General features: G+C 64.6%; 18 protein-coding genes. 11 read left to right on the top strand and 7 right to left on the bottom strand.

What is annotated here, in order from left to right:
- Positions 1–138 precede the first annotated feature (138 nt).
- A complete protein-coding gene (locus tag DB30_RS43105) occupies positions 139–684 on the bottom strand; it encodes a nuclease-related domain-containing protein (protein ID WP_420870669.1) in 546 nt (181 codons plus the stop codon).
- 353 nt (positions 685–1,037) lie between these two features.
- On the opposite strand from DB30_RS43105, the gene DB30_RS15490 reads away from it, so the two are divergent.
- The 5 genes from DB30_RS15490 to DB30_RS15470 are packed head-to-tail and all read left to right on the top strand — an operon-like array spanning position 1,038 to position 7,107.
- Positions 1,038–3,392 (top strand): type VI secretion system Vgr family protein, encoded by a 2,355-nt coding sequence (locus tag DB30_RS15490; RefSeq protein WP_052549572.1) that lies wholly within the window; start codon positions 1,038–1,040, stop codon positions 3,390–3,392.
- 58 nt (positions 3,393–3,450) lie between these two features.
- The gene (locus DB30_RS15485; protein WP_052549570.1) at positions 3,451–3,933 is read left to right on the top strand and encodes a hypothetical protein; all 483 of its coding nucleotides are present in this window, start codon (positions 3,451–3,453) and stop codon (positions 3,931–3,933) included.
- On the top strand, positions 3,930–4,949 hold the full coding sequence (locus tag DB30_RS15480) for a DUF2169 domain-containing protein (protein WP_052549568.1): 1,020 nt from the start codon (positions 3,930–3,932) through the stop codon (positions 4,947–4,949). The genes DB30_RS15485 and DB30_RS15480 overlap by 4 nt, the downstream gene beginning before the upstream one ends.
- Positions 4,946–5,929 carry a hypothetical protein gene (locus DB30_RS15475; RefSeq protein ID WP_052549566.1) on the top strand — a complete coding sequence of 328 codons (984 nt, stop codon included), beginning with the start codon at positions 4,946–4,948 and terminating at the stop codon, positions 5,927–5,929. The genes DB30_RS15480 and DB30_RS15475 overlap by 4 nt, the downstream gene beginning before the upstream one ends.
- Positions 5,930–5,940: 11 nt before the next feature.
- Positions 5,941–7,107, top strand: coding sequence for a DUF2169 domain-containing protein (locus DB30_RS15470; RefSeq protein WP_052549564.1), 1,167 nt, complete (start codon positions 5,941–5,943; stop codon positions 7,105–7,107).
- A gap of 1,410 nt (positions 7,108–8,517) precedes the next feature.
- On the opposite strand, the gene DB30_RS15465 is transcribed toward DB30_RS15470, so the two are convergent.
- Together DB30_RS15465 and DB30_RS15460 are read right to left on the bottom strand one after the other, a co-directional pair.
- A complete protein-coding gene (locus tag DB30_RS15465) occupies positions 8,518–9,000 on the bottom strand; it encodes an IS110 family transposase (protein ID WP_052549562.1) in 483 nt (160 codons plus the stop codon).
- Between the two features lie 48 nt (positions 9,001–9,048).
- Positions 9,049–9,564, bottom strand: a complete 516-nt coding sequence (locus tag DB30_RS15460) for an IS110 family transposase (RefSeq protein WP_165703783.1) — start codon at positions 9,562–9,564, stop codon at positions 9,049–9,051.
- A 449-nt stretch (positions 9,565–10,013) separates the two neighbouring features.
- On the opposite strand from DB30_RS15460, the gene DB30_RS15455 reads away from it, so the two are divergent.
- On the top strand, positions 10,014–10,328 hold the full coding sequence (locus DB30_RS15455; RefSeq protein ID WP_052549559.1) for an integrase core domain-containing protein: 315 nt from the start codon (positions 10,014–10,016) through the stop codon (positions 10,326–10,328).
- A gap of 321 nt (positions 10,329–10,649) precedes the next feature.
- Here DB30_RS15455 and DB30_RS15450 read toward each other — a convergent pair whose 3' ends face one another.
- Genes DB30_RS15450 through DB30_RS15440 form a run of 3 tightly spaced genes read right to left on the bottom strand, consistent with a single transcriptional unit; the run spans position 10,650 to position 11,980 of the window.
- Positions 10,650–11,165, bottom strand: coding sequence for an RNA polymerase sigma factor (locus tag DB30_RS15450; protein ID WP_276204360.1), 516 nt, complete (start codon positions 11,163–11,165; stop codon positions 10,650–10,652).
- Between the two features lie 54 nt (positions 11,166–11,219).
- Positions 11,220–11,666: a Spy/CpxP family protein refolding chaperone gene (locus DB30_RS15445; RefSeq protein WP_052549554.1), complete on the bottom strand. Its 447-nt coding sequence runs from the start codon at positions 11,664–11,666 to the stop codon at positions 11,220–11,222.
- A complete protein-coding gene (locus DB30_RS15440) occupies positions 11,663–11,980 on the bottom strand; it encodes a hypothetical protein (protein ID WP_052549553.1) in 318 nt (105 codons plus the stop codon). The genes DB30_RS15445 and DB30_RS15440 overlap by 4 nt, the downstream gene beginning before the upstream one ends.
- A 150-nt stretch (positions 11,981–12,130) precedes the next feature.
- Here DB30_RS15440 and DB30_RS15435 point away from each other — a divergent pair, with 150 nt between their 5' ends.
- The 5 genes from DB30_RS15435 (at position 12,131) to DB30_RS15410 (ending at position 17,147) form a co-directional block, all read left to right on the top strand.
- Positions 12,131–12,829: a hypothetical protein gene (locus DB30_RS15435; protein ID WP_205632990.1), complete on the top strand. Its 699-nt coding sequence runs from the start codon at positions 12,131–12,133 to the stop codon at positions 12,827–12,829.
- 363 nt (positions 12,830–13,192) lie between these two features.
- Positions 13,193–14,182, top strand: coding sequence for a YHYH protein (locus DB30_RS15430; RefSeq protein WP_052549552.1), 990 nt, complete (start codon positions 13,193–13,195; stop codon positions 14,180–14,182).
- Positions 14,179–14,784, top strand: a complete 606-nt coding sequence (locus DB30_RS15425; RefSeq protein ID WP_052549550.1) for a hypothetical protein — start codon at positions 14,179–14,181, stop codon at positions 14,782–14,784. Before DB30_RS15430 ends, DB30_RS15425 begins: the two co-directional genes overlap by 4 nt.
- A gap of 123 nt (positions 14,785–14,907) precedes the next feature.
- Positions 14,908–15,246, top strand: a complete 339-nt coding sequence (locus tag DB30_RS15420; RefSeq protein ID WP_052549547.1) for a hypothetical protein — start codon at positions 14,908–14,910, stop codon at positions 15,244–15,246.
- 320 nt (positions 15,247–15,566) lie between these two features.
- Positions 15,567–17,147 (top strand): hypothetical protein, encoded by a 1,581-nt coding sequence (locus DB30_RS15410; RefSeq protein ID WP_052549545.1) that lies wholly within the window; start codon positions 15,567–15,569, stop codon positions 17,145–17,147.
- A gap of 102 nt (positions 17,148–17,249) precedes the next feature.
- Here DB30_RS15410 and DB30_RS15405 read toward each other — a convergent pair whose 3' ends face one another.
- Complete coding sequence (locus DB30_RS15405; RefSeq protein WP_052549543.1) at positions 17,250–19,268, bottom strand: hypothetical protein; 2,019 nt, start codon at positions 19,266–19,268, stop codon at positions 17,250–17,252.
- Positions 19,269–19,357 lie beyond the last annotated feature (89 nt).

The raw sequence follows: 19,357 nt of genomic DNA, 5'->3' as shown, positions 1-19,357 counted from the left end.
AATTCAGCGTGTCGTCTGGCCTGTCGGAGGACATCAGGCGGGTATTGGCACTACCGCGACATTGGAAACAATCTTGAATTGTGATCGGAAACAGTTTGGTCGTCATGTAAAGGGCCTGCGCCAAGCACGAGGGATGACTCAAGAGGGTTGTTCGACGTCACAAGCCGCGGATCGCTTCGAGGTGTCGGGGGATGTACGAAACGTTGGGCCGCCGTCGACAGCCCGCCCGCGTGGACCCGGGCCGAGCCTTTGGCTTGCCCACATCGGCTCGAAGCCATGTCGCGGCACCGCGGTCCAGGGGCGCGCAGCGCCGAGCGTAGCGAGCTTGCCCTGGAGGGCGGTGTCGTGGCGTGGCACTTCGGCGGCGCCTCGGTGTCGTGGTCGACCCACAGATTCTTCCGAGGACCCGAATTTCCCTCGTACACCGGTCGCGCGGTTGGTCTGGAACCAGCGCCGATCCTCGACCTCGATGATGCCGCCTTTGACCTCGATCACGAGGATGCCTCGACGCGGGTCGAACACGACAAAATCCGCTTCACCTTGCGCGCACCTTCGACCACGGGACGGGTTCCCGATCCAGCGGAGTGAATGAAAGACGTAGACGTCGTTGGAAAGGAGCCGAAGTGCCTCGAAGACCTCTCGCTCGCCCTCGCTTCCGTTGAAGGTGAGGGGACTATTCGGCATCATCTTCGCCACAGTTGAAGAGTACACGAAGTCCCTCTGTGACAGTAGGAGAGAGAAAGCAGTTCGCGCACGCCTCTCCGCCTGCGAGATCGACCCGGCGCCATGCCCGGCGTGCTCGATGTCGACGAGAGCTGTCGCCCGCCACCCCGATTTTTCCCTGTTTTGCTGCTGAAGCGCGAAGCTCGGACCTGCCGTGGACGACGCCCTCGATGCCTTCCCCCGCATCGCGTGTCCTATGCGTAGGCTGCGCCGCAGTTTGCGGGGTACTCGTCAATCGAACATAACGCGGACGTCCGACGACTGTAGAGCCCGAGCGAACGGCCGACACGGCCGTTGCCGTGAAGACGCCCCGCATGCAGGACCTCATTCGTCTCGATCACGTTCGCTACTTGTTTTTCGTCGACGGCGGCGCGGACGTCGATTGGCACGTCCGTCACATCGATTGTATCGAAAGTCTATCGAAGCCCTATGAGATCGTGGTTGATCTCATCAGCGACGGAGCCGAGGTGTCCCTTGCGGCGCTGCTCGGGGCCAACGTCGAGCTCACACTCGAGCGATATGGCCTGGTCCGCACCAGGCATGGCATCGTCCACCGCGTCGAGGAGATCGGGGTGAGCAGCGCCCAGCACCTCGTTCGAGTCTACGTTGTCCCTGCGCTACGGTTGCTCGAACAACAGGTCAACACCCGCGTGTTTCAGGGCCAGACCGTCCCTGAAATTCTCCAGGCGGTGCTCGGCTCCGCCCTCGCCGAGTACAACCGTGAGGTCGACACGAACAGCGGCCTCCTGGGGCAGTACGTAGCCCGGGACTACTGCGTGCAATTCCGCGAGTCGGATTTCGATTTCTGCTCGCGGATCATGGAAGAGGAGGGCATCGCCTACCACTTCGAGGGTGACGACGATAACCTCCGCGAACAGCTGGTCTTGGTCGACAACAACGACGCTTATCCCGAGGTCGTACTGGCTCTCGGCGACGCCGTCCCGATCATCCACGATCGTTTCGAGGAAGCTGATCGAGAGTCGATCCAGGGCCTCGAGTACGTGTTGACCGAGCAAATGACCAAGGTCGCAACCCGCGGCTATAACTGGAAGGTTCCCGACAACCTCGACGAGAGCGTCCGGAGCGGGGAGGATCCCTACGGGCGCCCCCGCGAGCTCTACCTGTTCGACGATCGCCGACAGATCGTCGATGATCCAGTACACGATCCCCGGGCAAGGAGCTTTGACGGATCCGGTCTCGCTCAGCGCGAACCACTAGCGATCCGCCGGCTCGAGCTGGCCCAGAGCGAACTCCGAACCATCGTCGGCACGTCGAACATCATTGGCTTGGGGCCCGGCCGCCAGTTCACCCTCGGAGAGCATCGCCGAGCCGAGCTCAGCGATCAGACCTTCTTGGTCACGCGGGTACGGCACGAGGGTGACCTCCCAGAAGAGGAGCTCGGCCGTACCGACGCTGAGTGCCCACGCTACACCAACAGCTTCGAGTGCATCCCGATTGAGCGGACGTTTCGACCGCACCTCCTGACGCCCAAGCCACGCGTCCACGGGGCCCAAACCGCGACGGTGATGGGTCCCGCAGATGACCCGAACGAAGACATTCACACCGATCCTCATGGTCGCATCAAGGTTCGGTTCCATTGGGATCGGATCGGCTCCGACGATGAGACCGCATCGTGCTGGATCCGGGTCGCGCACGCCTGGGCCGGCGCTGGCTGGGGCAGCCTGTTCATCCCGCGCGTAGGCATGGAAGTCGTCATCGACTTCCTCGATGGCAACCCCGATCGACCGCTCGCCGTCGGGTGCGTCTACAACGGCAACCAGACCCCGCCCTACCCTCTCCCCGACGAGAAGACCAAGAGCACGATCAAGTCCGAAAGCTCGCCCGGCGGCGGCGGATTCAACGAGCTGCGCTTCGACGACGCCAAAGGCAGCGAGGAGATTTTTTTGCACGCGCAAAAGGATCTCAACGAGACGGTGCTCAACGATCACACGACCACGGTCAGCGCCAACCATAGCACCACCGTCGGTGCCGATCAGTCCAATGTAGTCAGCGGTAACCAGACCCACACGGTGAGCGGCAACCAGACCAACACGGTGAGCGGCAACCAGACCGAGAGTGTCAGCGGCAACCAGACCAACACGGTGAGCGGCAACCAGACTGAGAGTGTCAGCGGCAACCAGACCATGACGGTTAGTAAGAATCGGACCGTGACCGTGACCGGGAGCCAGAGCATGACGATCGTCGGCTCAGCGCCTGCCGACGGAGTCTCCGGTTCGAAGCTGGGGATCACCGGCGACTACGTGCTCGATGCCAGCAACACGATCGCTGTGCAGGCGCCGACAGAGCTCAAGCTGACGTGTGGGGGCAGCACGATTACCATGATCCCAGGAAAGATTACCTTCAACGCTGGGGGCGGGGCGTTGCTGGTACTCGACGCGAACGCGACCATGACCAGCAACGGAGGCAGCAACGTGACCCTCGATGGCAACGCGACCACGACCAGCAGCGACGGGAGTCAGGTACTCCTCGATGCGAACGCGACCGTCAGCAGTCCAGGCGTCAGCACCGTGTCAGCTCCGACATCGGTGCTCACCGATGGCGGAGGCAGCGTCGCGGTCAGTGGCGGCAACATCACCTGTAGGGGCGGTAGCGTCGATGTCTCAGGTGATACGGTCAACATTACGGGCGGCCTCGTGAACGTCAATTAGCAGCGCGCGGTTGGGGACGTCACAGGTGAGAGCGCCGAGTAGGTACAACGAAGATGTGATGACGACCAAGACGAACCAGCTAGATCCGGGGGCGGTCGCGCCGGCCTCCTCCTTCGACCTCGCCGGGCATCACCGGCTGGAGATCCGGCGCACGCGAGAGGGCGGCGAGTCGGACACCGTCGAGCTCTTCAACCACGGAGGGGCCGTCATGGTCGTGATCGAGCTAAGCGAGCGGGGGCCTATCCTCCGCTTCGAGGGGCCGGGCCTGACCCTCCGCGCCACAGGGGAACTGATCCTCGAGGCCGAGCGGCTCAAGCTCCGGTCCGAGAAGGGCCTCGACATAGAGACCGGCGGTGACCTGCGGCTCCATGCCGACGGCGATCTGCACAGCACGGCTCGCATCCAGACCATCCGCGCCGAGCTTGGGGATGCCGTCGTCGAGGCCAACGACGACGTCCGAATCGATGGTGAGCGCGTCCTGGTCAACTGCACCACCACGACCCCCGCTAGCCCCTCCCCCAACTTCGCCAAGCAGCCATGAAGCTCGAAAACAAGACGCCCTACCCCGCCGACCTGTTTCGTGGTGTGATCCGCGAGCGGCGTCTGTTCGGATCGGTCGCCATCCGCGTCGCCTACGACATCCTTGGCCAGGAGCTGCGGATCGCCGACGAGCAGACCTGGCCGATCTCTCCCGGTCCGTGGGAGAGCGCGTTCGGCCCCATGCCTGGCGACGAGTTGATGATCCGCGGAGGCGTCGATGTGCTGCTCCACGGCTACGCGCGCACCTCTCATCAGCGGCCGGTGACCCGTCTCGACGTGGAGGTGGCCGTCGGACCGGGCTGGCGCCATCGGATCGCGGTCATCGGCGATCGAAGCTGGGAGCGCGGGCTGACCGGCCTGCGCCCAAGCGCCCCGATTCCCTTTTCGATCCTACCGCTCACCCTGGAGCGGGCCTACGGTGGCTCGGGGGAGTGGGACAGTCTCGAGGTGCCCTTCGTCGACAACCCGCGTGGCCGCGGCTTCTACATCGACGAGGACAGCGCCCGGGGTCAGCCCCTCCCCAACATCGAAAACCCCGAGGCGCTGATCGACCGCTGGGACGACCGGCCCGATCCCGTCGGCGTGCAAGCCTGCGACCTGGTGTTTGGCCCTCGCGTCCGCCGCTCGGTCGGCGTCGACCTCGAACGGCACGTGATTACCGAGCTGCGCTCGACCCTGTTCAACGCGGCCTTCCCCGACATGATCGCCCCGGCCGCCCACGCCGGGGACGAGGTCCGGATCACCGGCGTCAGACACGATGGCCCGGTCTTGTTTCGCCTCCCGCCGCCGCCTCTGCGCCTGGTCCTGCGCTTCGGTGAGCAGGAGGTCGTCAGGGAGCCTGCGATCGACCAGATCGGCGTCGACACCGAGGGCATGCGCGCCTTTCTCTCGTACCGCTTTCCTTTCCGCTACCAGATGATCCCTTTGCAAAAGCGGCATATCCAGCTGCTTGTCGCCGAGCCCTCTTCGGCGTGGGCAAGCGTGCCTCTTGCCACCTCGTATGGAGAAGCCCAATGAAGTGCGCCGTCCTCAAACACTGGCACCCAATGATCGGGCTGGACTTCCACCTGCTCTGGCCCTTATTCAGTCTGATCCCGACCCTGCCTCGGGCACCCTTTCTCACGATCTCCACCATGTACGGACTCGACCTCGGGTCCGACTACTCGACGACGGCGCTCACGCAGGCATGGGGTTACACGATGAAGCGGGGTACCGATATCGGGCCCTTCATCCCCCACTTTCAACTCCCCCTGATTGTCCACTGTCTGACGCCCCTCGATCTGGCGCTTAGCTCGTCCAAGTCCTACTTCGGACCCTCGAACTACAGGGTGGACGGCAGCCCCGTGGCCGCTGCTGCGCTCATCTACGTGAACCCCAACCTCAACTGTGGCGCCATCCCCACTCCGAGCGGCCGGGTCATCGCACCGACCACACACCTCGTGCAGATGAGCTGGGCGGACCTCCTGTTTGGGTTCCTCTCTGGCCTGCTGGACTTCGCTATCCAAGTCGCGCTCTCCTGGATCATCGGTAAGATCTCCAAGCGAATATCGGGTTTCCTCAACAGACACTTCGGCGCCCAGATCTTGACCAAATACCAGGCCCGCAAGATCTTGAGGAATCTGGGTCTCCTCGCTCCGAGTGGCGGACGGAACGCCCAATATCGGATCCTCGTCGCATTCAGTGAGGTGATGAACGAGCGCACTGGCGAGATCTTCGATCTGATCGTGAACAACACGATCGGCTTCGGTGTTGGTGGTCCCATGGGCGCGGACGCCGGGGACTTCGGCTTCTGGACTCCCGGTGGGGCGGTCACGGAATGGGCCCAGGGCGGCCTCGAGAATCTGTACTACGGGTCGGCGGAGGGGCCAGCGGCAGTCGCCTCGACCAGTGTCCCCGCCCTTGCGCCGACGGTCACCCCCGAGCCCCCCGTCTACTCTCCAGCTGTGGAGAGCTACTTCGAGCAGGGCGGGATTGAAGAGTTTCCCTGCCGTCCCTGAAGGAATACAGAATGTCCACTATCTTTCACCGGCCCTCCCCCACAGTAGCCCAGCTCTCGGCCCGCTTCGAGGACGAAAGCCCCTTCCTCGCGGTCATCGCGAAGCGCAGCTACCTCGTCGCGCCGAACGGCGTATGCACCCCGGACCCCACCTCTCCCCTGGTCGAAGAGCCGATCCATGATGCCGACGATCCAGTGATCCTCGAAGCGGACACGGATCAATACCCCTACAAGCTACGCACCGACATCGTCGTGCGTGGACACGCCTATGGCTACGGGCGAACGAGCCAGATCGAAGCGGTGATCCTGGCGAGCAAGTACCGCTACCACATCCTCACCTCCGGCCAGCGGCAGTGTTGGCTGGACCACGACGGCCGACTCCGGTTCACGAGCCCGGCGCTGTTCGAACGAGTCCCGCTCGACTTCCGCAACGCCTACGGCGGCCACGATAGAGCGGCCGACAAGAAGTACGGCGTCTCGTTCGAGGACGAGCCCGAACTCGTCAAAGCCTTCGGTGATGAGATCGACCTCGACGCCTGCTCCCCCTTTCGCTATCCACGCAATCCAGTCGGTAAGGGCTACCTCTGCGATGCCACAAAGGCGGCCGTCGAGGCGCTCGAGCTCCCCCAGCTCGAGGATCCTCTTGACCCGCTGACGCCCGAGCGCATTGTCATGGGCGACATGCTGCGCTGGCATCGGATGCCTATCCCTCGCGCGCCGCGCTGGGTCGACTTCGCGTGGTACCCGAGAGTTGCGTTCTTTGGCATCGTGCCAATCTCGGAGGTATTCGAGGCACCCCCGATCGAAGTCGAGCGGGACCTGGTTCCAGACTACCTCGGGGACGGACGCGGCCGGCTGGTCTCGAGCGCCCGCTATGAGGTCCAAAACGGTGCCCCAGTCGGACTTCAGGTGCCGCACCTGCGTGGGGGCGAACAGGTCGAACTCCACAACCTGCATCCCTCTCAGCCGCGCTGGCGCTTCACCCTGCCTCGGGCGCCGAAGATCTGTACCGATGGTCGCGAAGGCAAGCTCAACAGCACCGAGGCGGTGCTTCAGACCCTCCTGTTGGAGCCCGACAAAGATCGGGTGACCTTGATATGGAGGGGCTGCGCCCGAGCCCTGCGCCCCTATCTCGAGCGAGAGCGGGCCGAGATGCCGCTGTTCGTGGAGTGGCGCTGATAGACCCGAGTCTATAGGGGCATTCGAGCTCACAGCAAAGTCAGATTGGCGCAGGCGTGTCCGTCGAGGGGGGGCGCGGGTTGGCTGGCCCCGATGTGGCCACCTCAACGGCACGGACCAGACGAACCAGACCAGCGCACGACGAAGTGCGAGCTGCGGGGGAAAGACCTCGAAGGGGTATCCCGGGCGTCGAGCAGTTGGGCCGAGAGTCTGACTTTTGCCATTGTGGGAGTTTCCCAACGCTGTTGCGTGCTCTGGCAAGGGCGACATTAAGGCAGCGTGAGGCGATCCTGCTGCCCCTGGGCGATCCGTCTTCGGGAGACGCCATCACTGCCCCGTACAAGTCGAATTCGCCATGCAGGCCGCATCGACCTGCACACCCTTGAGCGGATCAGAACCAGACCACGCCTCCGAGCGCCTGCTCGAGCTGGTGATCGAAGATCGCGGCACCCATGGTCTGACCGGCGATGAGGACGGCGAGGGCTCGCACTTTCGTGCGCTGTGCAAAGACACGCTGTTCAGCGTCAAGCGAGAAGAGAGCGCCGCTATCACGGCGTGCTCGCTGCCCACGCCAAGGTGCGGCCCGAGGTCGTGCCGGGTCCCGTGGCGGTGGCCAACGAGCCGACGCAGATACGCTTGTCGTTCGACGGCGAGGCGACCGAGCTCGAGGTGCTCGCCAAGCAACCCACTCGACACCCTTGGGCGTGGCTCCTGCAGAGGGTGTTCGCGGTCGATATCATGACGTGCCCGCGTTGCCGAGGTGGGATGCGCTTGGTGAAGATCGCCAACAAGCCGGACGACATCGCGCAGGTGCTCGCCGAGTTGGGCCTCGGTCCTCGCCCGCCCCCGCGGCCGAGGCCAGCCAGCGCTAGCTGGCCAACTCGAACTCGACTTCGCGGCGTGAACGACCCGACCCAGACCAGGCCGTGATGGTCGAGCCGTGTCTCGGGCTCGCGGCTCAGGGCAGGTTCGGCGCGAGACCGCGCCGAACGGGGTGTAGTTGGGGGCTTGTTCGCCACCCGACCCGGCCCGGGCCCACTTCGCCTTCCGATCCACACGCCGAAATGAGCGGTGCGACGTTCACGCTGCCGCCGAGCCCGGATCGAATGTCCTTCCATGGTGCCTGTCAAGGTGAATCTGATGCAGATCGTGAGTGGTCAGTCTTGGCCTTCGACTCGAAGCACGGCAAAGCCCGCGCCTCGGGATCGAGACGATCTGGTGCCGCAAAAATCAGGAGTCACCATCCTTCCATACGTGCTCGAGCTCGAGGCCCGGGCACAAGGTGCCATGCGAAAAAGTGGGTCGGCCAACCTATCCGGGGGTGTGCTCCTCACTCGAGGTGGGAGCCCAGGACATCCACGGCCTGACCCAAAACTGACTTCGCTGATCGGCGGCGGCCTTGATTGAAACTCAGTTGATGGTGTTACACCTCATTCGCTCGGGGTCGTACTCGGTGCCATCGCGCCAGAGGTGATACGCGATGCTCAGCATGTAGCGTGCGAGTGCAGTCAACGCGATCTTCCGCCGACCGCGGCTGCCTCGGATCCGCTCGAGGTAAGCGCGAAGCTCGTCAGCGTTCTTTGTCCGAGGCTGCGAAGCGATGTGGGCAACCTGGATCATGACCGCACGCAGCTCGCTCGAGCCTTCCTTGGTGATGTGGCCAAGCTTGGCCGGGCCTCCGCTTTGGCTGACTGTCGGGACGAGACCCGCGTAAGACGCGAGCTTGCGAGCATTCGGGAATCGGCTCACGTCACCGATCGTCGCATAGATATTCGCTGACACCATTTCGCCGACTCCGGGGATTTTACGTATTCGACGAATGACATCATTGCCTTTTGTCAATATCGTTATCTTCTTCTCGAGGTCTTCTCGTTCTTCGATGAGCAACGACATCGCCCGTTCGCAGAGACCGAGGCTGTCGAGCAGATCGTCTCGACGCCGTCAGGGTGCTCGAGGAGTTGGTCGATCTTGTTCCTGATCTGGCTGTTGCCGGGGCTGACCCGTACCCCGTAGGACCGCAAGAACGCCCTGAGCTCGGTACTGCCAGCGTTTGCGATCTCGCATGACGATCCGGCGGCGAGCGAGCAAACGCCGGAGCTGGCGAACCTCGCCGCGGGGGATGTAGACGGGGTGCGGGGTCATCCTAGTTTGTAGCGCTCGCGCGATCCAGTAGGAGTCGCGCTTGTCGGTCTTCTTGCGCGACGCGGCGATCATGCGCAGGTGGTTGGCGTTGAATGCCTGGATCGTCACACCCGCGGCCGAGACCGCGTCGTGGACGAGGTAGACCTGCCCACCGACCTCGTGGCCCGCGAGGAGTTCGTCGTCCTTGCTCAGCCTCGAGGCGAGCTCACACAGATCGGGGTAGGTGGTTGGAGTGCGCCCGCGCTGCTCGCCAGACTGGTCGAGCAGGCACCACACGCTGGCGGATGAGTGAACGTCAATTCCGAGGTACTTCATCTGTTTCTCCGTTGCGGTTGCAGGCTGCAGTAGGCAGCACCTCGCTCCAGGGTAGACATTTATGCGGTCAGCTTCAGCTCGGATCTGCGCGCGCGTCACAGCTCGCGGCTGGGCGCTGAGAATCGCTATCGCCAGGCCGACGACCGCGATCATGAGCGACACGATCGCCTCGAAACCCGAGTGCGGATCGATACCGCACCGGCGCGAGCAGCCCCGGGTCGTCGGCGAGCTCGAGGGCCCACGATGAGCGAGCGCAGCGAGCTTGCTCTCGAGTTCGCCGGCGACCCGGGGCTGCGGTGAGTGGCTTCCAGGAGCTTCCACGGGGTCCTCCGTTCAGCGCTTGGCGGAGATCCCGAGCGTCCGATCTACGGTCGTAGCGGTGAAGATCGTCGCGGGTCTCGCGCTGTCATCCGCAACATGACACCTATCCGCCTGTCAGGATCGAGGCGGTGGACGGACTCGGTCTCGAGCAGGTCAAGACCGCCCCGCGCTCGCCCTGGCAAAACTGTTTCGCGGAGCGGTGGATCCTCAGCCTGCGCCGCGACTGTCTCGACCACATCATCGCGCTCAACGAGCGGCACGTACTTCGTGTCGTCCAGAGCTACGTCGACTACTACCACCGTGACCGAACCCATCTTGGGCTCGAGAAGGACACGCCCCAATATCGTCCCGTCGAAGGCCCAAATCTCGGCAACGTCATCGCCCTGCCGAGGGTTGGAGGCCTCCATCATCGGTACGCACGGGAGCAGGGAAAGGCCGCCTGAGCCCTGCGGTGCGGTTTTGCGAAGGGACGTAGACGATCGCCGCACGGAAGCAAGAAGCCGGCCTCGCGGATCCGTGGGGCCGGCTGCTTCATCCCTCGCGTCTCTGTGCTGTGGGTGTGCTGTGACCCTGCTCCAACCGGGTGTGTGGGAGGGGACAGGACGGGACAAGAAGAGTTAATGATTTCGGCGGGTTGCGAACCAAGACCGCGACATCGTTCACGTTCCTCGCAACCCGCCGGAGGGGCTTAGCAGCCCCTCCCCCCCAGGTTCGCGCGGACGAACGAGAACTTCGAGGTCGCGCAGCTCCACGTACCCACCCTGCTAGTCGAGTTCGGCCATCACCTCGGCCAGCTCGCTCCGCAGGGTCTTGAGCGCGCGATGCAGATGCGTGCGTACGGTTCCCGGCGCCTTGTCGAGCATCTCCGCGGCTTGGTCCAACGTGAAGCCCTCGAGATAGACGAGCACGAAGACCGCACGCTGGGCCTCGGAGAGTTGGTCCATTGCCGCACCGATCCGAGCACGGAGGGCGGGCTCGGGCGGGTTCGGAGCTGGCGACGGCTCGGGTACGAAGCTGCGCGCGAAGCGGGTCCGGACCGCCGACCATCGACGATGGTTGGCAGCACGGCGCGCGAGGATGCGGAAGAACCATCCCTCGAGCGCAGCGGGATCGCGCAGTGCCAACCGCTTGTCGTAGGCGACGACGAAGGCCTCCTGCGCGAGCTCTTCGGCGACCCCATTGCCGGCCCCCGACAGTCGCCAGGCGAAGCGAACCGCTCGGTCGTAGTGGGTCGCAACGAAGCGCTCGAACGCCGCCTCGCGCTCATCCGAATGTGTCAGCTCCGCCCCCTCTCGAGTTTCGCCATGTTCGCCGCGTGGCTCGATCGAGGCGGGTCAACGCTTGCGTGATGGGGGCGGGGGAGGGCCAAGCTTCTCGAGCTCTTCGATTTGTTCTGGTGTGAGCAACGCTCGGATCTCGAGCATGACCTCGAGCTCGCGGATCCGTAGCTCGCTCTCCGCCGCGCTGATCTCGGCGACGACGGCTGCCATGCGCGCTCGGTCGACCTTGGCCGCGTCGAGGATCTGGTTCAACTCCTCCCGCTCGGCGCGAATCGTTGCCCGATAGCCATCGAGTTCGGCGCGAGCGGCGTTGGCGAGGGCCCAGGCCTCCTCGATGGTCGCGCGGTCGAGGCCGAGCGCATCCGCGTGGTGCTCGAGCACGTCCTGAATCGGCGCAGCGCTCCGCGCAGGCGGCGTCTCCGGTTGACGCAGAGCGCTCACCCCAAGGGCGATCCCCAGGCCGAGCGCGAGCCCGGCCGCGAACGGGGCGACCCGGCTCACCGCTGCTCACCCCCGAGGAACATCCGCTGCAGCCCGGCGAACTCGCCCTCGTAGACAGACGTGGTCGCGGACAGGGAGGTCCCATCGAGCCAAACGTTGGCAGCCTCGCTGGCGGGGCTGCCGCTGGATCGGAGGACGAGGAGCAGCACGGCCGCAGCCAGCGCGATGAGCGAGGCCGCGTCTTCGCGCCGAGAACGACGTCGGGACCAACGCACGGCCGTGACGAAGTCACCCGCGCTGCGGGCCTCCGGACGCCAGTGACGATCGATGAGGGCGACGAGGGGGTCATGGCGATCGGGGAGCGGGTTGGACATGTCTCGACCGAAAGACACGCCACGGCCTCGTCTAGTTGACCTGCTCGGCGAAATTCTCGAGCCGCCCATTTTTGGCCATTTGGCGCCTCGACGTAAACCAAGCGCACAGGGTGAGGTGTCTTGATCTCCAAACCCTGGCCAGTACTCATGATGCCCATTCGCGCTGCCCTCACCGCCATCTTCGCCCTCATCGCCGGCTGTTCGTCCTCCACCACCGACGCCCCAGTCTCCACGGCCAGCTCCACGGCTAGCTCCACGGCCGCGCGAGGGGAGTTCACCGTCGAGGTGTGGGCGGACAACTGGTTCGCGATGTACCTCGGCGACACCCTCGTGCTCGAAGACAGCGTGCCGATCACCACGGAGCGCTCGTTCAACAGCGAGACCTTCAGCTTCGACGGCAGCTACCCCCTGCACCTGAATTTCGTCATCAAGGACTACAAGCAGAACGACACGGGCCTCGAGTACATCGGCCAACCCAAGCAACAGATGGGAGACGGCGGCTTCATCGCCCAGGTCACCAACACCAAGACCGGCTCGGTCGTCGCGGTCACCGACCGCTCCTGGCGCTGTCTCGTGATCCACGAAGCCCCCCTCGACAAGAGCTGCGAAAAGGATCCCAACCCGAGCGAGACCTGCGAGTTCAGCTCGAGTGAAGAGCCGCCGGGCTGGACGTCTGCCGACTTCGATACCAGCGAGTGGAGTCGAGCTACGGAGTACAGCGAAGACGAGGTCCGGCCCAAGGATGGCTATGACCAGATCACCTGGGACGACAGCGCGCGCCTCATCTGGACCTCGGATCTCGAGACCCACAATACGCTGCTGTGCAAGGTCACCATCGAGGCGCCCTAGAGCGCCAATCAGTTTGAATTCACGACGCCAGGCACATCTGGGACCGCCCCTGCCGTTGTCGGTCGGCGCTCGCAGTATGCCGGATACAGCTTCGGCCTCCCTCCTAGGCAGGAACGGCCCCAGACGCACCTGACGCCGCGACTCCAAACTGATCGGCGCTCTAGGTCTAGGACCCCGTGGTGCAATGCCTCGCACCGCCTCGCTTGGCCTTTTCGCCGAGGGCAGTGTTGCCGAAACTTGCAGTACGCCCGGTACAGCTGCGTTTCAGCGCCTCGCCCTCGACGAAAATTCCTGCGCGAGGCGACGCGATGCATTGCACCACGGGCTCCTAACGCGGCGGTGTCCCACTACGGAGAACCCACCATGCTCAACACATCCATTCGACACCCGTCGTTCATCTTGCTCGCCCTCGTCGCAGGGTGCAGCAATTCCAGCGAGGCTCCTATGGGCACGCCGTCGAACACCACGAATCGCTGCGCGGTCATTGCCGCTTCAATCGAGGAGGCTGGTTTCGGTTCCGAGGTCGAGGTGACCTGCGATGACACCTACGCCCTGCTCGCGTCCGACACCTATCCAGATCACGAGTTGATGACGGGCATCGTCGGCACGAACGAGCAGGTGCCCGTGCCGGCCGTGAACTACACCTCGCCGATTCGCCTCGCTCCGAGCCCGGCCGCCGCGGTGACGACAGTCGACGCCGCGCTCGGCGTCGCCGTCAATGGCGTGCCGATGTACGACTACAGCGCTGGGGGCGAGCTGTCGCAGCAGGATCTGTCCGCCCACCACCCGGAGGTCGACACCATCGCGCTCGGACAGCTCGACAACTGTGGCGGACACGCAGGCCGCGGCGACGACTACCACTATCATGCCTCGCCCACGTGCATGATCGCGCAGATGGCCAACGCCGGAGATGACGCGATCATTGGCTGGGCCTTCGACGGGTACCCGATCTACGGCGACAATAACCCGGACGGGAGCAAGATCGAGCCCGGTACGCTCGGCGTGTGCAACCACCAAGCGGACGACACCTTCGGCTTTCGCTACCACACCTCGGCGGGCTGGCCATACACCATTCAATGCCTCGTCGGCGAGGCCGACCCCGACGCGCTCCCGCGCGTCCCGCCCCTTCGTAGCGCTGACGGGGCTGGGCGACCGCCCGGAACACCACCGCAAGGCGGCGTGGAGGATCTCGTGTTCGCCCCGGAAGGCGATGCACGTGTGATGCGCTACCGCTACGCAGGCGAGGACTACTACATCAGCTACGAACCCTCGGACACCGCGAACTGCTACGTGTTCGAGATGCGCACGGTCACCAACCAAGGCGTTGTCGAAAGTGGAGAGTATTGTCGATGAGCCGCGCGCTGGGCTGGCTCGTGACGGCGTTGCTCCTGTTCGCGCCGTTCGGTCGCCATGCCCACGCCCACGAGCTCGAGACCAACACGGCTCGCGTCAGCTTGCGCGATGAGAACCTGACGATCTACTTGCGCGCCGACGCAGGGTCGTTGCCGGACCCGGACGCGTTGCTCGCCGGCACGCGTCTCCAACTCGACGGGGCCGAGGTGGCCCTCGAGCTTCGCAGCTTCCCGAGCCGCGAGCAGCTGGTGAGCGCGGCGGCGGCGGTCGCTATCGAGACCGACCTTGGCGGCCATGCCCACGCCCGCCTCTTGCCGGTCGAGCTCGAGTCCGCCTCGGCCGGGTGGTCGGGACAGACCCTGGAGATACACTTCCCGGCCGAGCTCGGCCCCGTGCTCGTGACCTTCGTACAACCGAAGACCCAGCAGCTCCAGGCCGGGGTGGCGGCGCGCTTCGACGTGTTGACCAAGGCCCCCGAGGCTTCGCCGGACATCCGAGCTGTGGAGCTGGGCTGGCTCGTTCCTTTCACCCTGCTCGCGTTGGGCGTCGGCATCGCATGGTTCCATCGCAGGCGTGCGCGCAAACAGACCCAGGTAAAATGAGTGCGAGGCGGCGAGAAAATTCTCTGCGCCCGTCAGGGGTGTGGGCTGCGATGACCGAGTAGAAGTCGCCGAGCAGCTGTCGAAGGCGTTCATGCGGGTGCGGTCGCCGTGGTAAATAGGACCGTGACCGCCCCGCCCGAACACGAAGAGCCATTGCGCGTCGGCAACCCCGTCCACACGGGGGTCTTCGCCGTGCTCTTCTTGCTCACGGTCGTTGGACTGCCGCTGGCGATTCGTGGCTGGGCTGGTTTCATCGCGGCGCCGATCGTGGGTGCCGCGCTCTGGGGTCTCTACAAGGTCACCTTGCCGGGAGGTCCCAAGGTGGTTGGCATTGACACGACCGCCGGTGCCGCGGGCTGCCCTGCGTGCGACTCGATGCAGACCGACCGTCGACCGGCCGCCAGCCCGGGGGAACCAACCTGGGAGTGCTTTTCGTGTTCGCATCGCTGGACGCCCAGCTGAGTCGCAGATCTCGACAACCCGGTCATCACGTCTGGTAGCCGAGGCTGGATCAGATCACCCGGTCGATTCGCCACCCTCGACGCCGGGCGCTCCCTTCGGCATCTGGCCCCAGCACGCGAGCATCCCGTCGGCTCGGGTGGCGCAGGTGTATGCGCCATGGAAAGTACGCATCCCAGCGATCCCCTCGAGCCCGGCAATGTGGCGAGTCGCTGGCCGTACCCGCGCCGCGATGATGTGCAGCGATGTTCAACTTTTTGGCCGGCTCTCGAGAGTCCACACCTGCTCGTTGAAGCAGACAGTAAAGTGATACCTTCGCTGCCATGATCCTGACACGACCGATCCCCGGCCTGGTTCCCTCGCTCGTCCTGTGTGTTGCGTTCGGGTGTGTCGAGCCGGGCGAAGGGGTGTCGGATGCTGGCTCCGAGACCACCGCCGAGACCTCGACGAGCGCGACGACGACCGGACCCGAGTCCGGGACCGACGACACGACCGGCGATGGCGACGGCGGCACGACCGGCGACGGTGACGGCGACGGCGATGGCGACGGCGATGGCGACGGCGACGGCGACGGCGACGGCGATGGCGACGGCGACGGCGAGGCCCAGGGCATGTGCGGCTATCCGCTTGGTCGCACGCTGGTCTCGCTCATCGCGGAAGACCCGCTCACGGTCTCGCTCCTGCGCAACGACGAGGCCGTGATCGTGCTCGACACCAGCTTGCCCGCCGCGGTCGACGACGCCGACATCAAGCTGCTCATGGATGCGCGCGGCGAGTCGCTGTTCACCATGGTCTACGACCAACTCGGCGGCAGCCTCGACCACAACCGCGCGCACTACCGCCTCTACGATCGGGACACGGGCGAGATCGTATGGGAGCGCGCCGACGACATCTGGGAGCCCGAGGGGCGCCCGCCGTTCCTGTCCTCGGACGGACGCGTCGCGTTTTTTGCCTACTCGCCCTACAACGACAGCGACAATTCCTATTCGCGGGTGCTCGGGGCCGGCGGCGAGCTCATCGATGAGTTCATTGGCGTCGCTGCCGGCGTGATCATGCCCGATGACTGGATGGCGATCGAGGTCGGCGAGAGCTTCCCGCGGTTTCGCAACGTGGTCACCAAAGCGGAGGTCGGTCTCGCCTACGCGATCTGGGACGACTACAAGAGCATATGGATCCGCGATCAATCGTTGTTGGTCTACCTCAGCTCCATCGACGGGGCCTTTCATGTGGTCGAGCAGCACGCCGAGCAGGTCACGCTGCGCCCGTGGCCAGAGATCGAGCCCTACCTCGCCCAAGGTTGGGACATTTACAGCATGGGCCTGCGCGGCGATGGCCACCATGTAATGCTCGAATTGCGCAAGAACGGCGCGCGACGCTATCTGCACCTGGGCGCCGACGACACCAGCGACGACGTGCAAATGATCCCGCCGCCCGGCCACACGGCGATCGACTGTATTTCGCAACCTTCGGTCGGGGCCAACGGCGAACTGTTCACATTGTGGCGAGATGCTTCGGTCGCCAAGATCTGGACGCTGGTTGGCCCCGACGACGACTGGGCCCCGTCCAATCTCGGCCTGCAGATCAGCGGCTTCGCGGGCGTCTCGCTCGGGGCGCTCAGCACCGGGACCTACTGGATTCAAGCCACCGAGAGCGGGAGCTGCCCGGGGAACTGGGAGCTCCCGCCCAACAACACCCTGGTCGGGAGTTCGACCCAAGTCATGCGCCCCGCGGCGCAGAAGTCGTACGTGCTCCTTTATGAAGGGGCCCTGCAGGTCTCGCCCGAGGGGCGCTGCTTCGCACACGATCATGGGGGGCCCGAACACCCCTGGGTGATCAAGGATCTCGAGGGGCCCGGCGAGCTCGTCGTGCCCGAGTTTGACGTGCTGCGCTGGATCCCCAACTGAGAGCTTGGCGAGTCGCCACGACCACACGGAGCTCGCGCTCGGCGCGGAGCCGTCCGCACCGAGCGACGAGGGCCCGCAGCTAACGATGCTCGAACCGTCCGCTCAGTCTTCTTCGGTGACCACGGGCATCTCGCCCGACCAGTCGACGGTCAAGGTGCGTCCGCCCTGGTGGACGGTGAGCACCCGATCTACCAGGCTCACGTAGGGGCCCTCGAGCACTGGCCACAGCTCGGGATCAAACGGTGGTTGGACCACTTCGTTGATCTCGATCTCGGGTCGGACCACGGCCACGACGTCTGAGTCATAGACGTAGTCGGGCGCGACCCAGGTCGCCCGCAGCACGTCGCCGTCCGAGTCGGTGTAGCTCACGCTCAGGGTCTCCCAGTCGATCTCGAGCGAGTTCGACGCCAACTGGGCCTGAAAGCCCTCGAAGCTGCCGTGCTGCGCCACCGTGCCCAGCTCGTAGACGATCGCGTTGGTCGCCCCCTCCGAGCGGATCATGTTGAACTCGGCCAGCTCGTCGGTCATCTCCGTGTCGATGACGTAGTCGCGCAACGGACGAATCCCGATGTAGACGTCGCCCTCACGCATGAAGATCCATCCCTCGCTCTCGACCACCTCGTCCACCGATTTGGGATAGCGGGTGTCGGCCCGCTGGATGGGCGCCTGGAGCCGCTGGTCGGCCCAGTAGCCCAGGCCCTCCCACGGGTCGAGCTCGGGAATGTTGAACAGGCTGATCACCGTGTTCTCGTGATGGGCAATCTCCTGGAAGGGAGAGTTCGACGCACCGCGCCAGGCCGCGGCCTCGGTCAGCGCGCTGCCCCAGTAGTTGTGTGAACTCTCGATGTAATTGTAGGTATCGCTGCTCGCGTAGGCGAGCATGAAGTTCTTGAAGTTGACGTAGAAACCGCCGGGCTGGTAGCGCAAAAAGCCCGTGCCCACCGCGTAGTCGCTGGTCCGATAGACCGTACGCATGCTGTCGTGGGACGGCCCCTCACCCCACGCACCGAAGCGCGCGAACGAGCCGTGCCCGGTGTAGCTGGTGGTATTGCCCGTTGCGACCTTGCGGATCACATCGGGCGGGCACCACTCGATCGAGGCGTTGTAGACCACGGTCGAGTTGTGGCTGTGCGAGCGCCAGGTCTCGACATCATCGGTGATGTTGGTGCCCTCGGGCCAGTACATCCAGTTCATGAATTGAACGTTGGGCTGCACGCCTTGATAGTTGGCGTTGACCTGCTGGTAGTTCGAGCGATTGTAGGGCGGCAGGGTGATGCCATGAAAGGTGTTCATGGCGAGGTTGGCATAGTGAAAGAGCAGCGCAGCCTCGGCCGCCCGCACGATCTCCTCGTCATCGGCGAAGGCATACAGCCCCAGCAGCGGGAAGAGGTGCAGCATGTCGTAGGTGGTCGAGAGATTCTCGGTGTAGCCCTTGTCGTAGAGGCTCGACATCGCCTGCAGCAGGTTGGCCCTGATCGACTCGTGCAGCTCGTCCCCCGGTACCAGCGGCCCCTGGTTGGTCAGCCAATCATCCTCCCCGGGAAACCACTGGGTGAACAAGAAGCCCGCGAAGTTCTTCATCAACGCGTGATTCTCGGTGCCGTGGCCGTTGATCTCGTGCCACGACTTCATGCAGTCCTTCATCTCCTGGCGCTGGGCCTCGGAGAAGTGCTCCCAGTACAGGCCCAGGGCATAGGTCCCCGACGGCACTGATTGATCGTTGCCCAGACACACCGTATGGACCGCCTGCGCGAGCGCGTCGGGGTCGTCGGGATCGACGTATAGCGCGCCCAGGAGCGTCGCCCAGCCGTCGGGGTTGGCGAGCGTCTCCAAGACCCAAGCGCGGCGCTCATTGAAGATCTCCTTGGGTTCGATGGGACCGGGATCTTCGCCGTCGCCATCGCCATCGCCGTCGCCGTCGCCGTCGCCGTCGCCATCGCCATCGCCATCGCCGTCGCCGTCGCCGTCGCCGTCGCCGTCGCCGTCGCCGTCGCCCGTGCCATCCTCCGTCTCACAAGCGCCGATCTCGTCACACGAACCGTCGATCGATGGATCGGTGCACCCGACCAGCCAGAGAATCGAGGCCGAAGCGAGGGAGAAACGTGGGTATTTCTCTATCACATGGCTACGGTATTTTTTCGCAAAGAAGCGGTCAAGTGACCTGGTCGACATCGGCGAGCTCGACTCCCCGATCCCCGCCCGTTCCCCGG

The sequence above is a fragment of the Enhygromyxa salina genome (genome assembly GCF_000737335.2).
Taxonomy (GTDB): domain Bacteria; phylum Myxococcota_A; class Polyangia; order Nannocystales; family Nannocystaceae; genus Plesiocystis; species Plesiocystis salina_C.
The sequence above is the reverse complement of the archived record's forward strand: the minus strand, read 5'-3'. Positions and strand labels throughout refer to the sequence as shown.